19 protein-coding genes are annotated in these 15,214 nt (G+C 60.2%); all 19 read right to left on the minus strand.

Annotated elements, in window-relative coordinates:
- Positions 1–3: 3 nt before the first annotated feature.
- The 19 genes from BMY98_RS17730 to BMY98_RS27350 all read right to left on the minus strand — a co-directional run bounded on the left by BMY98_RS17730 (position 4) and on the right by BMY98_RS27350 (position 15,110).
- Positions 4–1,290, minus strand: coding sequence for a DNA circularization protein (locus tag BMY98_RS17730; protein ID WP_074891330.1), 1,287 nt, complete (start codon positions 1,288–1,290; stop codon positions 4–6).
- Positions 1,291–3,378 carry a phage tail tape measure protein gene (locus BMY98_RS17735; protein ID WP_074891331.1) on the minus strand — a complete coding sequence of 696 codons (2,088 nt, stop codon included), beginning with the start codon at positions 3,376–3,378 and terminating at the stop codon, positions 1,291–1,293. It lies immediately after the preceding gene.
- 130 nt (positions 3,379–3,508) lie between these two features.
- Complete coding sequence (locus tag BMY98_RS17740) at positions 3,509–3,832, minus strand: phage tail assembly protein (RefSeq protein ID WP_074891333.1); 324 nt, start codon at positions 3,830–3,832, stop codon at positions 3,509–3,511.
- Complete coding sequence (locus BMY98_RS17745) at positions 3,829–4,176, minus strand: phage tail tube protein (RefSeq protein WP_074891334.1); 348 nt, start codon at positions 4,174–4,176, stop codon at positions 3,829–3,831. The genes BMY98_RS17740 and BMY98_RS17745 overlap by 4 nt, the downstream gene beginning before the upstream one ends.
- A 58-nt stretch (positions 4,177–4,234) precedes the next feature.
- A complete protein-coding gene (locus BMY98_RS17750) occupies positions 4,235–5,734 on the minus strand; it encodes a phage tail sheath subtilisin-like domain-containing protein (protein WP_074891336.1) in 1,500 nt (499 codons plus the stop codon).
- Positions 5,731–5,928, minus strand: a complete 198-nt coding sequence (locus BMY98_RS17755) for a DUF2635 domain-containing protein (protein WP_074891338.1) — start codon at positions 5,926–5,928, stop codon at positions 5,731–5,733. The genes BMY98_RS17750 and BMY98_RS17755 overlap by 4 nt, the downstream gene beginning before the upstream one ends.
- On the minus strand, positions 5,925–6,512 hold the full coding sequence (locus BMY98_RS17760) for a phage tail terminator protein (protein WP_074891339.1): 588 nt from the start codon (positions 6,510–6,512) through the stop codon (positions 5,925–5,927). The genes BMY98_RS17755 and BMY98_RS17760 overlap by 4 nt, the downstream gene beginning before the upstream one ends.
- A gap of 15 nt (positions 6,513–6,527) precedes the next feature.
- On the minus strand, positions 6,528–6,989 hold the full coding sequence (locus BMY98_RS17765; RefSeq protein ID WP_074891341.1) for a hypothetical protein: 462 nt from the start codon (positions 6,987–6,989) through the stop codon (positions 6,528–6,530).
- Positions 6,982–7,344 (minus strand): phage head closure protein, encoded by a 363-nt coding sequence (locus BMY98_RS17770; RefSeq protein WP_074891342.1) that lies wholly within the window; start codon positions 7,342–7,344, stop codon positions 6,982–6,984. The genes BMY98_RS17765 and BMY98_RS17770 overlap by 8 nt, the downstream gene beginning before the upstream one ends.
- On the minus strand, positions 7,344–7,829 hold the full coding sequence (locus BMY98_RS17775) for a head-tail connector protein (protein WP_074891344.1): 486 nt from the start codon (positions 7,827–7,829) through the stop codon (positions 7,344–7,346). The genes BMY98_RS17770 and BMY98_RS17775 overlap by 1 nt, the downstream gene beginning before the upstream one ends.
- Positions 7,830–7,832: 3 nt before the next feature.
- Positions 7,833–8,261: a hypothetical protein gene (locus tag BMY98_RS17780; RefSeq protein ID WP_074891345.1), complete on the minus strand. Its 429-nt coding sequence runs from the start codon at positions 8,259–8,261 to the stop codon at positions 7,833–7,835.
- 48 nt (positions 8,262–8,309) lie between these two features.
- A complete protein-coding gene (locus BMY98_RS17785) occupies positions 8,310–9,686 on the minus strand; it encodes a phage major capsid protein (protein ID WP_083398823.1) in 1,377 nt (458 codons plus the stop codon).
- An 11-nt stretch (positions 9,687–9,697) separates the two neighbouring features.
- Positions 9,698–10,540, minus strand: a complete 843-nt coding sequence (locus BMY98_RS17790) for a head maturation protease, ClpP-related (protein WP_074891347.1) — start codon at positions 10,538–10,540, stop codon at positions 9,698–9,700.
- Positions 10,541–10,543: 3 nt separating this feature from the next.
- Positions 10,544–11,854 (minus strand): phage portal protein, encoded by a 1,311-nt coding sequence (locus BMY98_RS17795; protein ID WP_074891348.1) that lies wholly within the window; start codon positions 11,852–11,854, stop codon positions 10,544–10,546.
- Positions 11,847–12,011 (minus strand): hypothetical protein, encoded by a 165-nt coding sequence (locus tag BMY98_RS27345; protein ID WP_175514185.1) that lies wholly within the window; start codon positions 12,009–12,011, stop codon positions 11,847–11,849. The genes BMY98_RS17795 and BMY98_RS27345 overlap by 8 nt, the downstream gene beginning before the upstream one ends.
- Positions 12,008–13,741: a terminase large subunit gene (locus tag BMY98_RS17800; protein ID WP_074891350.1), complete on the minus strand. Its 1,734-nt coding sequence runs from the start codon at positions 13,739–13,741 to the stop codon at positions 12,008–12,010. Before BMY98_RS17800 ends, BMY98_RS27345 begins: the two co-directional genes overlap by 4 nt.
- Positions 13,741–14,226, minus strand: coding sequence for a phage terminase small subunit P27 family (locus BMY98_RS17805; RefSeq protein WP_074891352.1), 486 nt, complete (start codon positions 14,224–14,226; stop codon positions 13,741–13,743). Before BMY98_RS17805 ends, BMY98_RS17800 begins: the two co-directional genes overlap by 1 nt.
- Positions 14,227–14,429: 203 nt before the next feature.
- A complete protein-coding gene (locus tag BMY98_RS17810; RefSeq protein ID WP_425438890.1) occupies positions 14,430–14,708 on the minus strand; it encodes an HNH endonuclease in 279 nt (92 codons plus the stop codon).
- A 213-nt stretch (positions 14,709–14,921) separates the two neighbouring features.
- Positions 14,922–15,110: a hypothetical protein gene (locus tag BMY98_RS27350; RefSeq protein ID WP_074891356.1), complete on the minus strand. Its 189-nt coding sequence runs from the start codon at positions 15,108–15,110 to the stop codon at positions 14,922–14,924.
- Between the last annotated feature and the right edge of the window lie 104 nt (positions 15,111–15,214).

Consider the following 15,214-nt stretch of genomic DNA (forward strand, 5'->3'; position numbering starts at 1 on the left):
GATTTACTCCCGTGCGATCTGCAGCGGTGCGGCCGGCACGAAACCGGGATGGGTGATCTTGTTGCGCTGAACCACTTCGCCTTCGCGGGTGGCGTCGCCGAATCGCCGGAACGCCAGCACCAGCGCCGGGGATGTTTCCAGAGGGGTGACAGTCTCCAACCGAACGCCGGATGCGGCGACGGCTGTCAGGTGGCGGACTACGTGTTGCCGGGTGGCATTGACCAGCGGGTAGTAGCTCGCGTCGGACTTCAGCGCCGCCTGCCAGAACACTTCATCCAGTTCGTCGCGTGCCGCGATGACATCGTCTGCGACAGGCACTTCTGGTCGTTCTGTCGGGTTAACCAACTGCTGCTCGAGCGAGGCGGCGGGTGCGTCCGCTTCCGGCGGTGCCACCACCGGCATTTCTGCAACCGTCGCCGCCGCCTGGACAAGTACCGCGTCCTGCACCAGATCGGATAACGCTTGCGCAGCGGCAGTGGTATCACCACCGCTGCCGCCGGCAACCTCATTGATAGTCGACGCGTCTTCTGCCTGACTGGAAACCGTGGCCACTGCGGTGGTGTAACTATCGAACGCGGCCGCGCTGGCACTGCTCTTTTTCTCTGAGCCCTTGGGCACCAGTGAGGACAATCCCAGATCGCTGAAGTAGCCGGTGAACAAGCCCGACAGTGAGCCGGGCGCGTTGATCAGCATCTGTGCCATCGACGTCACCGAGCCGATGACGCCGGCCAACGGTGAGAACTGCCCGGACAAGATGCCGAACACCCCTGTCACCTGGTTCTGCAAGCCGATCAGATTGATGCGCGCCGTGTCGACTTTCGCCATGGCGGAGTTGTATCGATCAAGCGCCCCGCTCCAATAGCTTGCGGAGGTCTGGCCCAGCATCTTCGCAGTGTTGGCCTTGACCGCAGGGTTTTGCACCGCATTGCCGGGATAGAACGTCAGGTCGAAGCTGACCATCCCGCCTTCGCGGCGGCTGTGAGACATCTCGCAGGCGCCAGGCACTACTGACAGCTGGCCCAGCCAGGGATGGACAAGGGTGCCTTCGCCTTCCTTTTCGAGCGCCGTCAGCAGTTTGTCCCGGCGGGCAAAGCAGTCATCCCCAATGATGAAGGCCCGGACCTTGTGAACCCGGGCCACCTTGCCCATCTGCTCCGCAAAAGCCTGGTCCCGCTTGGGGTATTCGTGAAGCTGAACCTTGCGCCCGACCGGAACGGACGTGTCCTCGATGAGGAACGTCTCGCCACGGAAGGACGCCGGCAACAGCTGGTCGCGCCAGGTGTCAGCCATTTACTGTGCTCCGGACAGGGATCGATAACCAACGCTTGGTGTGACGGTAAGGCCTGGCTGGTTGGTTTTGGCTGGTTCCACCCGCAGACCGGGCGGGGCCCCTTCGAAGCGCATCACCATCTCGCCCTGCAGCTGGGTCTTGCTGCCCCCAGCCAACAGGCTTTGGGTTGCGCCTTGCAGGCCAGCCGTGCCGCGACCGAGCAAACCGGCTCCAGCAGCGGTCGGGTCGCTGCCGGTGAAGTAGTCGGCAACGCCCGACGCCTTTCCTTTAACCCAATCAGCTGCTCCTGCTGCCTTGCCGTTGACCCACTTACCCGCATCCATCAGCGGTTCGATGTACGGCTTGATTCGATCAAAGAACCCTTTAAACCACGCCACCAGCGGCTCCCACTTCTCGGTGACAAGCTGCACCGGATCAAAGCCGATCTGGTCCTTGAGCTTGGTCCAGCCAACTTCGGCAGCCACCTTGATGAATTCCCAAAGCGCCGAAAAGAACGTCTTGAGTGGCTCCCAATTTTCAATGATCTGGCCGATGGGTGACCAAGCAAATGCGGCTTTGATCCACGCCCAAAAGCCTTCGGCTGCCGATTTGATGAAATCCCAGAACTTTTGAAAGTACGCGCTCAATGCCCCCCAGTTTGCGGCAATCATCCCAGCAGGCGACCAGCTGAAGGCAATCTTTAGCCAGTTCCAGAAAACTTGCGCACCCGACTTGATCACTGACCAGAGCTGCATGAAGTACGGCCCTATAGTGTCCCAGTTGGCAACGATGAGCCCGACAGCCAGCGCGATCGCTGAAGCAATTAGACCAATGGGATTGGCACGCAGCGCCAGGCTCAACAGCTTTGTGGCCACCACGGCGGCGATGATCCCGACCCGCAGGATCGTGAAGGCCACCGCGGCTGCGGCAATGCCCTGGACGAGATTCGGATTGTCGCGGATGAAGTCGCCCACTCCGTTTAGCAACGGCATCAAGGCAGTCACCACTGCGTTGAGCGCAGGCAAGAACGCATTGCCCAGCATGATGCTGTTGCGCATCACGGCGTTGCGCATCAGCGTGAGGTTGTTCTCAGTCGTTGCAGCGCGGGATGCGTACTCCGCCTGCATGGATCCTGCGTATTGCTCAGCAGATCCGGTCTTCTTGAAGTTGCTTTCGAGCAGCTTCATGTTGGTCAGCAGCGGCGCGATTGCTGCGATCGACTCGCTGCCAAAAAGGTTTGTCAGTAAAGCCGGACGCTTTACCGCGTCCACGGCCGATATGCGCTTGAGAACGCCAAGCATCGTGCCCTGCGCATCTTTTTGCATACCTGCAGCGACTTGTTTCGAGTCGAGCCTCAGCGCCTTGAAGGCCTGCGCCTGCTGCTTGGTTGCGGCACTGCCCTTAGTCAGCGCCAGCATGAAGTTCTTGATGCCGGTTGCCGATACTTCCTGTTCAACGCCCACGCCGGCCATCGTTGCTCCCAGCGCCGCGATCTGCCCCGAGGCCACACCGGCCACTTCGCCGAGTGGGCCGACACGCGTGACGATATCGGAGATCTGCTTGGCGGTGGCCGGACCAGTGTTGCCCAGGTAGTTGATCTTGTCGGCAAGGCCGACCACGTCGGTCTGCGTGAGCTTAAAAGAGGTCCGCCACTTCGCCATCATGTCGCCGCTTTCCTCGGCGGTCTGGTCGAAGGCGATGCCCATCTTCACCGCATCCTCGGCGAACCCTTTGAGCTCGTCCCGAGCGATGCCGGCCTGGCCACCCGCCGCGACGATCTTCGCGATATCGGTGGCAGCCATTGGGAGACGTGCCGACATCTTGGTGATGTCGTCGCCCATCTCCTGAAATTGTTTTGGGGTGTCGAAGTTGACGACCTTGCGCACGTCAGCCATCGCCGATTCGAACTGGATGGCAGCATGGGTGCCCACCACGAACGGCGCAGCCAGGGCGCCACCCGTAATCGCTTCCTTGAACCCGATGCTGCCCAGCCCTGTTGCCTGGAGGTTTTTCCGAAAGCCCGAGATGTTCTTCTGGATGCCGGCCAGCATCGGAGACAGCTTGTCGGCGCCCGTGATGAGCGCCTTGAGCTGAAATTTATCTGCCATCAATTCACCTGCTGGGTGCGATTGATCCGCTGTCCGTGCGCCAGCGATTCAAGGATTTCATCCAATGGCCTGGCCATCATCTGTTCGGGGTCAACCTTCCAGAAGAACGCCAGGTCATACACGCTGCTGATCAGGCCTTCGATGGAGTCGACGCCGGCGTCATGAAAAAACCCGCCACCTTCCACGCCAGGGTGTTGAGGTCAGACAGGTCGAGCTGATCAATCGAGCTCGGTGGGATGTCAGCGCAAGCCACGATGTACTTGGCGGCCACGTCCAGATCGATCGCGATCGATTCGTCCATGCCCATGCGGTACGGCAGTGCCTTGATCGCCCGCGCCTCTTTCGAGGTTGGCCGACGCAGCGTCAACTCGGTCAACGTTTCGCCGTGCGCCTGAATCGGCGAGCTCAATTTGACCGGCGCGTTTGGATCTACAACCGCTTCTTCTTCGTTCACGACCAAACCCCTTTGATGCCGTCAAATTGCAATTCGATGGTGCCTTCTTCGCCGTTCGAGGTGGGTTGCTCCACCATGTACGCACCGGAAAGCGTGTAGACCTTGCCGTTCTTAAACTCGCCGGTAATGGTCATGTTGGTGCCGTCTACCAGCTTCTTCAGCGGGAAACCCGGCGTGTGCACCGCCGTCACCTTGATGAACGGCGCAACGTCTTCTTCCTTGAAATAACCGGGGACCACGGTTTCCCGCGTCTTGTCCGACAGCGGCGCTTCCATGCCGCCCTTCAGGGTCAACTGCATACCGTCGACCTTGACGTAGCAGGTACCTGCAACTTTCTGCCCCATGGCTGGGCCTCCAAACTAAAAATCCCGCTCGAGGCGGGCTTGGGGTGGTGGGACAGCGTTACGCCGCGTCGGCGGCGTACTGTTGCCGGAACTGGTTCAGCAACGCGAAGATGCGCAGACCGTTGACGTAGTCCGGCGGATACAGCACGTTCACCCGGCTCGGGTTATTGCTGTCGCGCTCCACGATCAGGTACTGCTGGAACATTTCCGAGTTCTCGACGTGGCCGTCGAGCTCCATCTTTCCGTACTCGCTGATCAGCTCGCCGCGAATCACATTGGGCGTGACGATCGGCTGGCCGTCACCGAACTGCGTGCCGTCGTTCGCCAGCTTGTGACGACCGTACTTGCTGGTGATGATCGACTTCAGGCGACGCACGATGTACGCGCTTTGGTGCATGGTCTCGCTGTCCAGGTACGAATCGTCCGGCTGACCGTACGCGTTCTTCTGGTAGGTGGTGATCGCGCGCTGGATGCGCATGTAGCCACCTTCGAAATACAGCGTGGCGATGCCGTACTGCAGCAGCGACTGATACTCGTTGAGCATGAAGCGGCTGCCTTCCGGCGCCGGGTCGATGCCGACCAGCGCACCGGTCTGCGTCGGACGGCTGGCATCGGCGGAGATGAACACGGCCTGACGTGCCGCTGCCGCTGCTGCCACTTGCCAGAACGGCTGTGGGACGCCTTGTTCAAAACCGAAGATGGTGGCGTGCTGATCGTTGCGTGCCTGGCCTGCAGCAACCAACACGCCGAGTGTGCCGCGCATCGCGCCGAACACATGACCGTAGAGCTGCTTGGCCCACGACCAGCGACCACTCATGTCATTCATCGCGGCTTTCCACGCATTGAGCGTGGTGGCGTCGGTCCAGGGTACGCAAAGAAACTCGAATGGGGCATCGCCCAGAGCGGCCAGCGCAGCGGTGGCGTCTGGCGAGCCTGCGCCACTTGCAAGCGCAGTGATGGTAACCGTGAGACCGGCAGGCGTTACCTCGCCATTGCTCTGGCCCAGGCGATTAACGACCAGACCGATATCGTTCGCAGACGCGCCTTTCCATTTAGAGGTCAGCGTCACATCGCCAGTGTCTGCAGTTGCCGTCACTGGCAAATCGGCAGCAGCGTTGATCTTGGTTGCCAGAGCCGCGGCGGCGGCAGTGGGGTTGCTGCCGGAGGGAATGCTGGCCTGAACTCGATCGCCGCCGATGTACAGGCTGATCAAGCCAGGCTCGGTGGCCGCGCCCGTAAACGAGACCTTGCCGGTGGCCACCGCGCCGGTATCAGCTTTCAGAGGCAGGCACCAGATCTCGCCGACCGGATCGTTCTCGCGCCAGGCGCTGTACATGGCGGCGAGCATCGAGCCCTGACCGCCGATGGCTTTCGCCTGTGCCAGGCTGGACACCAGCGTCAACTTGCCGATCTGTGCGGAGGTCGATGTGTCGTTGACCTGACCAACGATCAAACGGCGCAGCGTGCTCGGCGCGCTGTTGGCCATTGAGTTATCCATTTCCGCGTAGAACAGCGGAACGCGGATGTCCTGCGGGATTTGCTGAAATCCTACGCTCATTTGGTCGAGACCTCTTTAGCGGACGGGTTTTTGGCGGGCGCGTCTTCTTCCTTGATTTTCACGTCCTCATCGTTGATGCGGCGGCGCCAGTAGATATCGTCCGGCACCTCGCGCCCCTCAGCGGGCAACAGCTCCCCGGTTTCCGGATCCGGCACCGCGCGGCCCTTGGCCGGCACCACGGTAATGCGGTTCATGGCATGTCCTCTTTGATTTGTATTTCAATGCGCCCATCAGGGCCGGGGTATTTGAGATTGCGGTCTGCAGGGTCGATGCAATCGACGTTGATGTCGTAGCCCTCCAAACGCGGAAGCCCATCGAGTTCGAGTTCGTGCCACGTTTCGGCTGGCTGGTTGTCAGCGTTGCGTCCCAGCTGGAAGGCAGTCACGAAGGAGTAGCGGTAGATCACCAGCGCCCGGTCGATCTGCACGAGGTCGCCGCCGTCGTAGGTGATCGGGTCGTATTCTGCGGCGGGCTTCCAGCCCACCAGCGCGAGCCACAACTGCGCACGTATGTCGTGCAGCACATCCACCGCCAATTGCCCGCGCTGGTCTTTGGCATCCAGGATGACCACCACATCAAAAGCGTCTGTGATGTCTTGCCGGATGCCGTTCTGCAGGTCGTTGTCCGTCGCGTCGTCACCGGTCGCGATGACGAATGCGCCGGGGCGGTCAACCTGCTGGCTGGCCTTCACCGCATCGAAGTCGATACCGCCTGCGACCCGCCCACCGAATACAGGGCAGCGCTGCCGCAGTTGCAGCACCACGGGGGTGATTTTCATAGGTTGCCTCTGGGATCAGCGAAGCGCAGCGGCGAATGCTTGGCGAAGAATGGCTCGGACATCGTCGGCGCTGCTTTCCAAAGCATCGACCATGTAGTTCTGTCGCGGCTCGATTCGCCATGCGCCTGTTGATGCCTGCTTCTTGTGCGACTTTCCTCGCTTGGCACCGCGGCGAACGCCGTACCAGAGGAATGCCGGATAGAAGGCCTTCATCTCCGCCGTTTTCTTCGGCTCGATCTTGACCATGAATCCCGAGTGACTCACCCGGTAGGAGATCGACCGGCGCAGATTGCCCTTTCGTAAGCCGGGGTACTGACCTGTTTCCGAAGCCCCGCGTTTGCTGACGAGCTTTCGGGACCTGGCACGAACCAGAACACCCGCCCGCCGCATCGCCTTGCGGATCTCTTTCTTGTCGAAGTCGAGCTTGCCGTAGCTGTCGAAGTCCCCAAAGTGCAAATAAGCTGCAGGTCTAGCCATACAGGCTTCCTCCCGGCTGGTCTGTGCCGAGTTCCTCAACCTCAAGAACGGTAAATTTGAGACTACCGTTCATATCGGTTGCCCGCCTGACGCGATAGACAGTGGCGCTGTGAACCACCTCAAAATCGACGGGGAGAACGCCGAGATAACGCAAGGTAATGCGGTGGGTGATCTTGGAATCGGTCTGCACACTGTTTTGGTAAATGGCTGTCCCGACCGGCTCTATGCGAGCCCAGCGCTTTTTTTCTTCGCTGAACTGCGAAGCTAGACCACCGCCATCGGCAGGAGAATCTGAGCGCCGCCTCAGGGTAACGCGGCGATTCAAGTCGCCGGCACCAGGTTCAGACATCGCCATCAAACCCCCATCTGCACACGATAAGGTGCAAGCAAAAACCTCGAACCTTGCGGGAGCGCAACTGCAGTCATCGTCCCGGCGCCCGCCACAACATCCTCGCGGTTGGTGTAGAGGTGCCCAAGGATGAGCAAGCACGCAGCCTGGATAGCGGGAGTGAGTACGATGCCCAGGCTCATGGCTTCGGACTTAGTGATCGCATCCTTGAGCTCGTAGCCTGCAATATCTACTGCGGACAGACGATCATCCTCGTCGTAGATGAGACCAGCCAACACCATCGCTGCGCTGTAGCCGACTCTGGCCTGGGCACGCAACTCAACAGCAGCTGCTCGGCCTGCAACCATCGCGGGAGCATCCGCATAGACCCGGCGTGCCATGAAATTGCAAGCCGATTCCTCTGCCGCGTCCAGCAAGCCTTGAATGAATTCGCGATCATCATCCTCGGCGCGCAGGTGCTCGATCGCCACCTCGATACTGATCGCGGACATTGCTTACTCCTGAACGGTCTCGTCCGACTCGATCGGCAGAGGTGAATCTTCGTCCGCGACCAACGGCTCGGTGGGTTGAGCGATTGGCGTTTCCGGTGCATCAGCAGAGGCTAACTGCGCGGCCGCCACTAGTCTTGCGAGTTCGGTTTCGGCTTCATCTCGCTTGCCGATGAAGTCGCCGACTTGGACACCCTGGGCGTCAGCGACAATCCAGCGTTGCCCCTTCTTGGCGACTTTCAACGCAAAGGTCGGGTCAGATTTGGCTGGCAGATCCATCACCGATCCGCCACCTTCGCTCACGATCTGGCAGAGCTTGAGCTGTTCCAACTCCTTCGCAAGCCATACCGGTGCTGCGTAAGGCTCGTTATCAACGTCGCGGATGGTGCCGCGGTCCTCGTAGGCCCGCAGCGGCTTGATCAATACGTCTGGCATATCTCACCTCGATGGGACGGCACCGCCGCCCCATTTCAGGGGTTGGGTTTAAGCAGCTGCAGCGAGCTTGCCGGTGACGAACGCTTCGGTTCGGTAGATGGCGAAGGCCAGGCGCTCTTCGGCGCGTAGCGTGACCATGTTGTTCTCGAAGTCCTTGTCGTTTTCGGTAGAGATCAGGACCTCCACTTCCATGCGGTCAAAGATCTGCGCGCCCAACTTGAAGGCACCAACCAGGAAGTCGTTTGCCTTCATCGCCTGAGTGGCTACGACAGGGCGGTTCCACAAGCGAGCCGCGGTGCCGTCTTGTGGCTGACCGATGAGATAGCGACCGGTGTCGTCCTTGAGCAGATCGATCAGGGCCCAGTCAGTCGGGTTCAGCACGATGCCATCGGAAGGAAACTCAGCCAGCTCGGCTTGCAGAAGAGCCAAGCGCAGGCGGTCGATGCGCTGCTCGCCGGTTGCGCTCCAACCCGCTGGAGCGGCGTAGATGTTTGCCAACGGAACCAGCCCTTGCAGGTTCGCTCCGGCGCCGCTGCCGTAAAGCAGCTGGGCCTCTTCGGTCAACAGCAGCCCGTAGCGAGCACGAGCGTCGATGTAGCTTTGCAGCGCCTTTGCATCGTCGAGGATCTGACGAGACGCCTTGAACAGGTGAGCGATGGTGCGGACCGGTGCAGTGATCAACGCGGTGGTGATTTCGGAATAAGGCTTGGCCGCCCCTTCCGCCACGATCGCGGCGTTGTTGGTGAAGCCTGTCTCGCGAACGTACTCGAGCGAGCCTGCTTCGGTTTGACCAGGCGCGACCAGATCGCGAATGGTCGCCCGGCGCACGCCCGGCAGGGCGACAGTGTCCAAGCGCTCGGTAGCAGCGAGGCCGCCGGCAGAGGTGGTGGTAATTGCGGCGCGCGGTACAGAGACGCGACGAGAGCCACGGAAGGACGAGTTGACACCTTCCATTTGATCGCTGGCAACGAACAGTTCACCAGCGGACTTTGGTGGCTCGTTGCGCTGAGTGTCGCGGTTGGCATTGACCAGCTTCTGCTCGGCCTCAAGCACGCGGGCCTGGAGCTCGCCCTGCTTCATCAGCAGTTCGTCGACCTTGGCCGAAGTTTCCTTGCTCAGGCCCTCGTGGCGATCAACGTGCTTCTGTGCCGTCTCGGCATGTGCCTTGAGCTGATCGCCGATTTCCTTGAGGTTGGCCTGGGTTTCCTTGTACTGGGTTTCGATGTCGGCCTCACCGATCTTGCCCATCTGGGCATTCCAGCCGGTATAGCGGGAGGTTCCGCGTTTCACGAGCGTGGTCGCGAACCCGACCAGAAAAACCGCGCCGCCGATGGCTTGGGGGGTTACGCCGAAGGTCAGCGGAATCAAGGCAGCGATGGCCAGCACCGCCATCAAGAATGCCGGGGACAGACGAAATTTCATCATGGTGTGAAGCCTCACGCAGGAATTGAGAAAGAGAGTTTTGGCAGGGGTGCAAGGTCGAGCTCGACAGCGCGAGGCCTGTCGGACGAGGTAGCGTGTTGCGTACCCCCGCCAGCAGCGCGCGGCGTGCTGGACTTGAAATTGGCGAAGAGTTCGCGGCGCTCGCTGCGGGCCATCCCCGCTTTTGCGAGAGCCACATCCATGGCTTTGAGCGCGTTGCTTTGCTGGGTCTGCTCGTCTTCGCGTTCGGTAATCTCGTCGGATGACAGCAGTCCGGTTGCGAAACCGAGCTCCACCGCTCGTTTGCCTCGGATGAAGGTCTCGTCGTCCAGCATTTCGGTGATGTCCACGACGGCCTGGCCGCTGCCTTCCGCGTACAGATCAGCCATTGCCGCGTCGAACTCTTCCATGGTGTCTGCGGTGTTGCGCAGGTCGTGGCGGTTGCCGACGGCAACGGTCCAGCAGTTGTGGATCATCAGAAAGCCGCTACTCGCGACCTCGCGCTTTTCGCCCGCCATGTAGATGACAGAGGCAGCGGAGGCAGCCAGACCAAGCACCTTTGTGGTTACCGCCTGGCTGTGCTCGCGAAGACGGTTGTAGATGGCCAGGCCTTCGAACATGTCGCCACCCGGCGAGTTGATATAGACGTCGACCGGCTTGTCGCCGATGGAGCGTAGGGCGGCATCAATACGCGAGACGGTCACACCCTCTCCGTACCAGTCCTGGCCGATCACACCGTAGATGGTGATGGTGTCGTTGGTTGATTCCACGGCGGCCTTGATGGCCGGATTCCATTTATCGAGCGCACGCGGACTCAGCTCGCAGTTGAAACTGCCAGCTCTGGTTTTTGGTTGCATGAGTTAGTCCTTCGAATTTGCCGGCTGATCGAGCCAGTTCTGCAGAGCAGCTTTTGCGGCTTGCCCGTCGTCGCCCCGGCCGAGTTGGTCGATTGGGGAGAGGTTGGTTTGTACGGTGAGCACTGAGGCATTGCCTCCCATCCTTGGGAGGTTCTCCTTCATCCGGCATTCGTCGCGGGTATAGATGCCGTTCTGCACCATCTGCGAATACAGCGTTGCGCGCGCGGCACTGTCAGCCCGCATCAAGCCTTCAATGGAGAACTCCGGATAGATCTGCCGGCGCTGCGCAGGCGTCAGTAACTTGCGGCTGATCGCCTCCTCGATGCGGCGCATGTAACTGCGCAGCGTGAAGGTCAGAAACCGCAGCAGCTTCTGTTCCAGGCCGGTGCCCCAGTTCGAAGCTTTATCGCTGTAGCCAACCAGCGTCGGGTCTACCATGTAGAACCGGCAGATTTCCTCGGCGCTGTATTCGCGAGATTCCAGCAGTTGAGCATCAATGGGGTTGATGCCAATTACCTTGGCACTAACGCCCTTCTCGAGAACGGGCGACTTGCCGGCGTTCATCGCGCCACTGATACGCTGAACGTAATCCCGGAAGTCGTCGCGTTGCTGCTTGTTCAGCGTCTGATCAACTTCGAAGGCGACGGTCTGGTGCATACCGTTCTTGAAGGTGGCACTGGCCACGTCTTCAGCCGACATCGCGGCGCCAAAGACATCGGCGCCGTAAGCGATGGGTGAGAGCCCGACTTGCCCGTCCAGAGAGAACGCGGGAATGTGCATCATGTCGCTGCCGGCGATATCGCGTAGCTTTCCGTTCTTCTCCCGGTACCGGTAGAGGAGCTCACCGTTATCAGCTACATCGAGCTCCACCCGGTTCGGCAGCAAGAATTCAAGCGCCACAATTCGGCCGCTGATGCGGATGATCTCGACGAAGGCGTTACCCCGCAGCAACATGGAAGCAACTACGGCCTCCCAGAATTGGACCGCCGTCATTCGGCTATTGGGATTGGTGTTGAGTATCCAGTGCAGGTCGTTGTCGCCGGCCACCTCTCGACCGCCGTCCGGCATTCGGCGATACAAGCCGAGGGGCAGCGTGGCGATCGTTTCGGAAATGAGGCGCACACAGGACCAGCAGGCCGCCAGTCGCATGGCCTTGTTGATCGTCACTGTCTTGCCGTTGGCGGAAGTGCTGCCGACTGTCTGCGCCCATATCCCGGAAGCGCCGCCAGAGATTGATCGCCCCACCCAATCGATGATCGAAGATCGTGGCGCCGTCACCGCACTGCTTAAAACAGATCGCAGAGACTTAGCCACTGGTCAGTCCCCTTCGAATGAAGGCCGCAGTAACGAAGCACGATGAGGCGGCGGCAAGTAGTGCCCAGCCGACGCCGAGCAGGATGTAAACGCCTGCCACAGCACAGGCGAAGCCCAGCACTGCGATCAGCAAGTAAATAATCGATGCTGTGTTCATTCGAATATTGGGTCCCGGATTGAATCCATGAATCGGTCCACGCCGCCATCGCCCACAACGACTTTCGTCATCGCCCGACCGACCGACATGATCAGCGCAACCGCGCCATCGATTTTGTTGTCTTCGCCCTGCTTGATCGGGCGTACGACGTCGTTGTTGCCTGGCAGGTGTTTGCCAATCACGTTGGCAATACACCAGGTCATGACCGGGTTGCCGTCATGGTGGAACCGGCCGGCTTCGATAGCCGCTTCCAGTTCCTTCATGGGGTCTGACATGTTGGTGTAGTTCTGGGTAATCGTGATCGGGCTGAAGCCCTCGTCGTCCAAGTCATGGCTCAGACCCGTAGCACCGTGGGGGTCGATGGGTGATTCGCTCAAAGGGGCGTGATGATTGGCTTCCTTCGTGTCCTCGAGGATCTCGCGGTAATCAATTTCCGCCCCATCGGTCACCTCCAGATGCCCGGAGTTGACCCAAGCCTGGAACCGTTCGGCCATGCGTTTGTTATCGGTGTTGTAAGCGGTGTCGTAAGGGACCCAGAATTTCGGCTTGATGCTGTAGTAATGGATCTTTCCATCGATGACACGCCAGAAAAGGCGAGCCCTTGAGTTCATGTCCAGCTTGCGGGCCAAGTCGAAACCGGCAATCCATTCCTGGCCCTCGAATTGTTCGAGCGTCAGCGTCGTGTCTTCGCAGGCCTTCCAACTTTGCATGTTGAAAAAGCCGGATTTCGCGCTGACCCACAGATTGAGATGCTTGGTTTTGAACGTGTTGGCAAATCGCGCTGACCGAATGGCCCTCGCCTGCTGGCTCTCCAAGTACTCCTGGAAAACCGAAACGCCATGATTCGGATTGGCCTTCGCCAGCATTTTCGGGTCGGTCCAGTCATCCCCCTCGTCGAGCGTCCATATCCAGCCGAACAGCTCCTCGTCGGGGACGGTGCCGGCCAGCATCTCTACGACCTGGCGGCGCTTGTCGTAGCAAGGCCCTTCGATATCAGCGCCGGAGGTGGTGATGATGAACATCAACGGCTGACGCCGTGCGCCCATACCGGTCAGCATGGTGTCGTACTGGGCCGAGGTCCGGTGCTCGTGATATTCGTCAACGATCGCGCAGCTCGGTGAAGCACCGTCTCCAGGGTCGCCAATGAGAGGCTCGAAACGGCTGAAGTCGGACGGGATATTCATGTTCGAGGCGTTGACCTCGATGCCGGCAGCTTGAATCAGCATGGGCGACTTGCTGACCATCAGCTTCGCGGGCCGGAACACCTCCCACGCCTGCTTCTCGGTGGTCGCGCCTGCATAGACTTCAGCACCAAACTCGCCATCAGCCACGAACATGCTAATGCCAACACCGGCAGCGACCACCGACTTGCCGTTCTTGCGTGGTATCTCCCAGTAGCTTTCTCGGAACCGGCGATGTCCACCCTTTTTCTTGACCCAGCCGAAGGTGACGGCCAGGCCAAACAACTGCCAGGGCTCCAAGCTGATCAGCTGACGCTTGAAAGCCCACTCGCCCTTTGTGTGAGGCAGGAGCTGCATCAGCTTAAGTTTCTTCTCGGCCTTGGCCGGGTCAAACTTGAAGCGGTAACCGCGCTTGCGGCTGGCAGCCAGGTCGTCAAATTGACGCTGAATAGCTTGGTGAATGAAGCGGCACGCCGGCACCTTTCCTCGGAGCACGGACCTTGCCCACGCCATCGCCTTGTCGACGTTGGGGTGGGAAAGTTTGGGCATCAGCTACTCAATAATTTGGCGAACTCGTTGGTTTCCTTTTCCTTGTTGCCGCCGATCAGCCGCGTGCGGCTGGCTGGGTCCAGACCAAGCATCGAACCGAAGGTCACCATTTGACGCATCGTCTCGTTCGCCGCGGTCAAGGCAGGGTTCTTCATGGGGCCACCGGTGGCGCCGGTCACCACAATGCCGTGCGCCTTGATCGAATCCTGCGCCATGCGCCAGTTGTCATAGGCGCTGCAGAAGGCTTCGACGTTATGCAGATCGGTGATCGCTACGACGTTCTCGCGCAACAGCTCCGGAACAATCATGTTCCACATGGTGGCCGCCCGAGGGCTGAACCACTCTGGTGGGTCGATCTGGGTGATCTTGGAAAACTGAGGCTCGGCAGTGTTCAGCGCACGCTTGCCCGGGTTCCCGGCCAATGCTTTCTTGGCCGTTGGTTTGGGTTTGCGACCACGGCCGGCGACCGTGGCGGTGCCTCCCATCGCGCAACTCCTGAATTTTTAATTTCGCGGGTGTAAAAAAACGATGGGCAGGCGGTGTCCGCCTCGTAAACCCCTAGACTTTCGACCCTCCCCCTGCCCCAAAACGGTGCAAGTCCGACGAGCGGTCGGGGAGTTGGCGTGCCACATAGGGCCTGTGACGTGCCACACAAGGCCACTCACGTGCCACAGCATCCCGCCACGCCTCAGCCGTTGGCGCGTGCAGCCTGCGCCTCGCGCGCCGTCTTCAGCTTGTGGCAGTCGTGATGGATCGCCATGAGGTTGCTTGGGTAGTCAGTGCCGCCATGTGCCAGCGCCACGACGTGGTCGACCTCAGTCGCAGCACGTACCCTGCCAAGCCGCACGCACTCCTCGCAGCGGCACAGGTAATGATCGCGGGCGAGAATCTGATCTCGCAGCCGGCGCCAGGGCCTGCCACCGCGGCCTGAGCCTTGCCTGGTTCCCCATGCCTTGGAGAGATCCAAGTGAGCGTCGCAGTACTTGGCGTTGCGAGTCAGCGCATTGCAAGCTCTCGCGGCGCATGGCTTGAGAGTTCTCTGCGGCATGTGCGCCTCAACATACGGAGCAAGTCGGCCACTTGCAGCGCGCGAATGCTAAAGCACCGGCGCGGTCGTGATCTTCCGGCATGATCATGGGGAATGGTGGGTAGCCCGGCACTGTGACGTACCAGGACTTCTTCACTTGCTTTGGCTGCGCACGATCTGCGCATCGACCTGGTCAGCGCACGTGTCGAGCAGCTTGATGGCCTGATCCTTCAGCTCCCACACGTCGCCGTTGTCACGCAAATCGGTATCGTCTGCATTGACCCGCTCACACGGGATCAGCTCAGGGGCTTCCAGCCTTATGGCTGTTGTCTTTGTTACCACCTGCGGCTTTGCCGCGCAGGCCGTCAGGCAAAGGCTGAGCAGCCCAATCACGAACAGGTTTGCTGTTGCGCTTGAGATCATCGAAATCCTTCTTGGCCTTTTTG

Source organism: Pseudomonas graminis (assembly GCF_900111735.1).
Taxonomy (GTDB): Bacteria; Pseudomonadota; Gammaproteobacteria; order Pseudomonadales; family Pseudomonadaceae; genus Aquipseudomonas; species Aquipseudomonas graminis.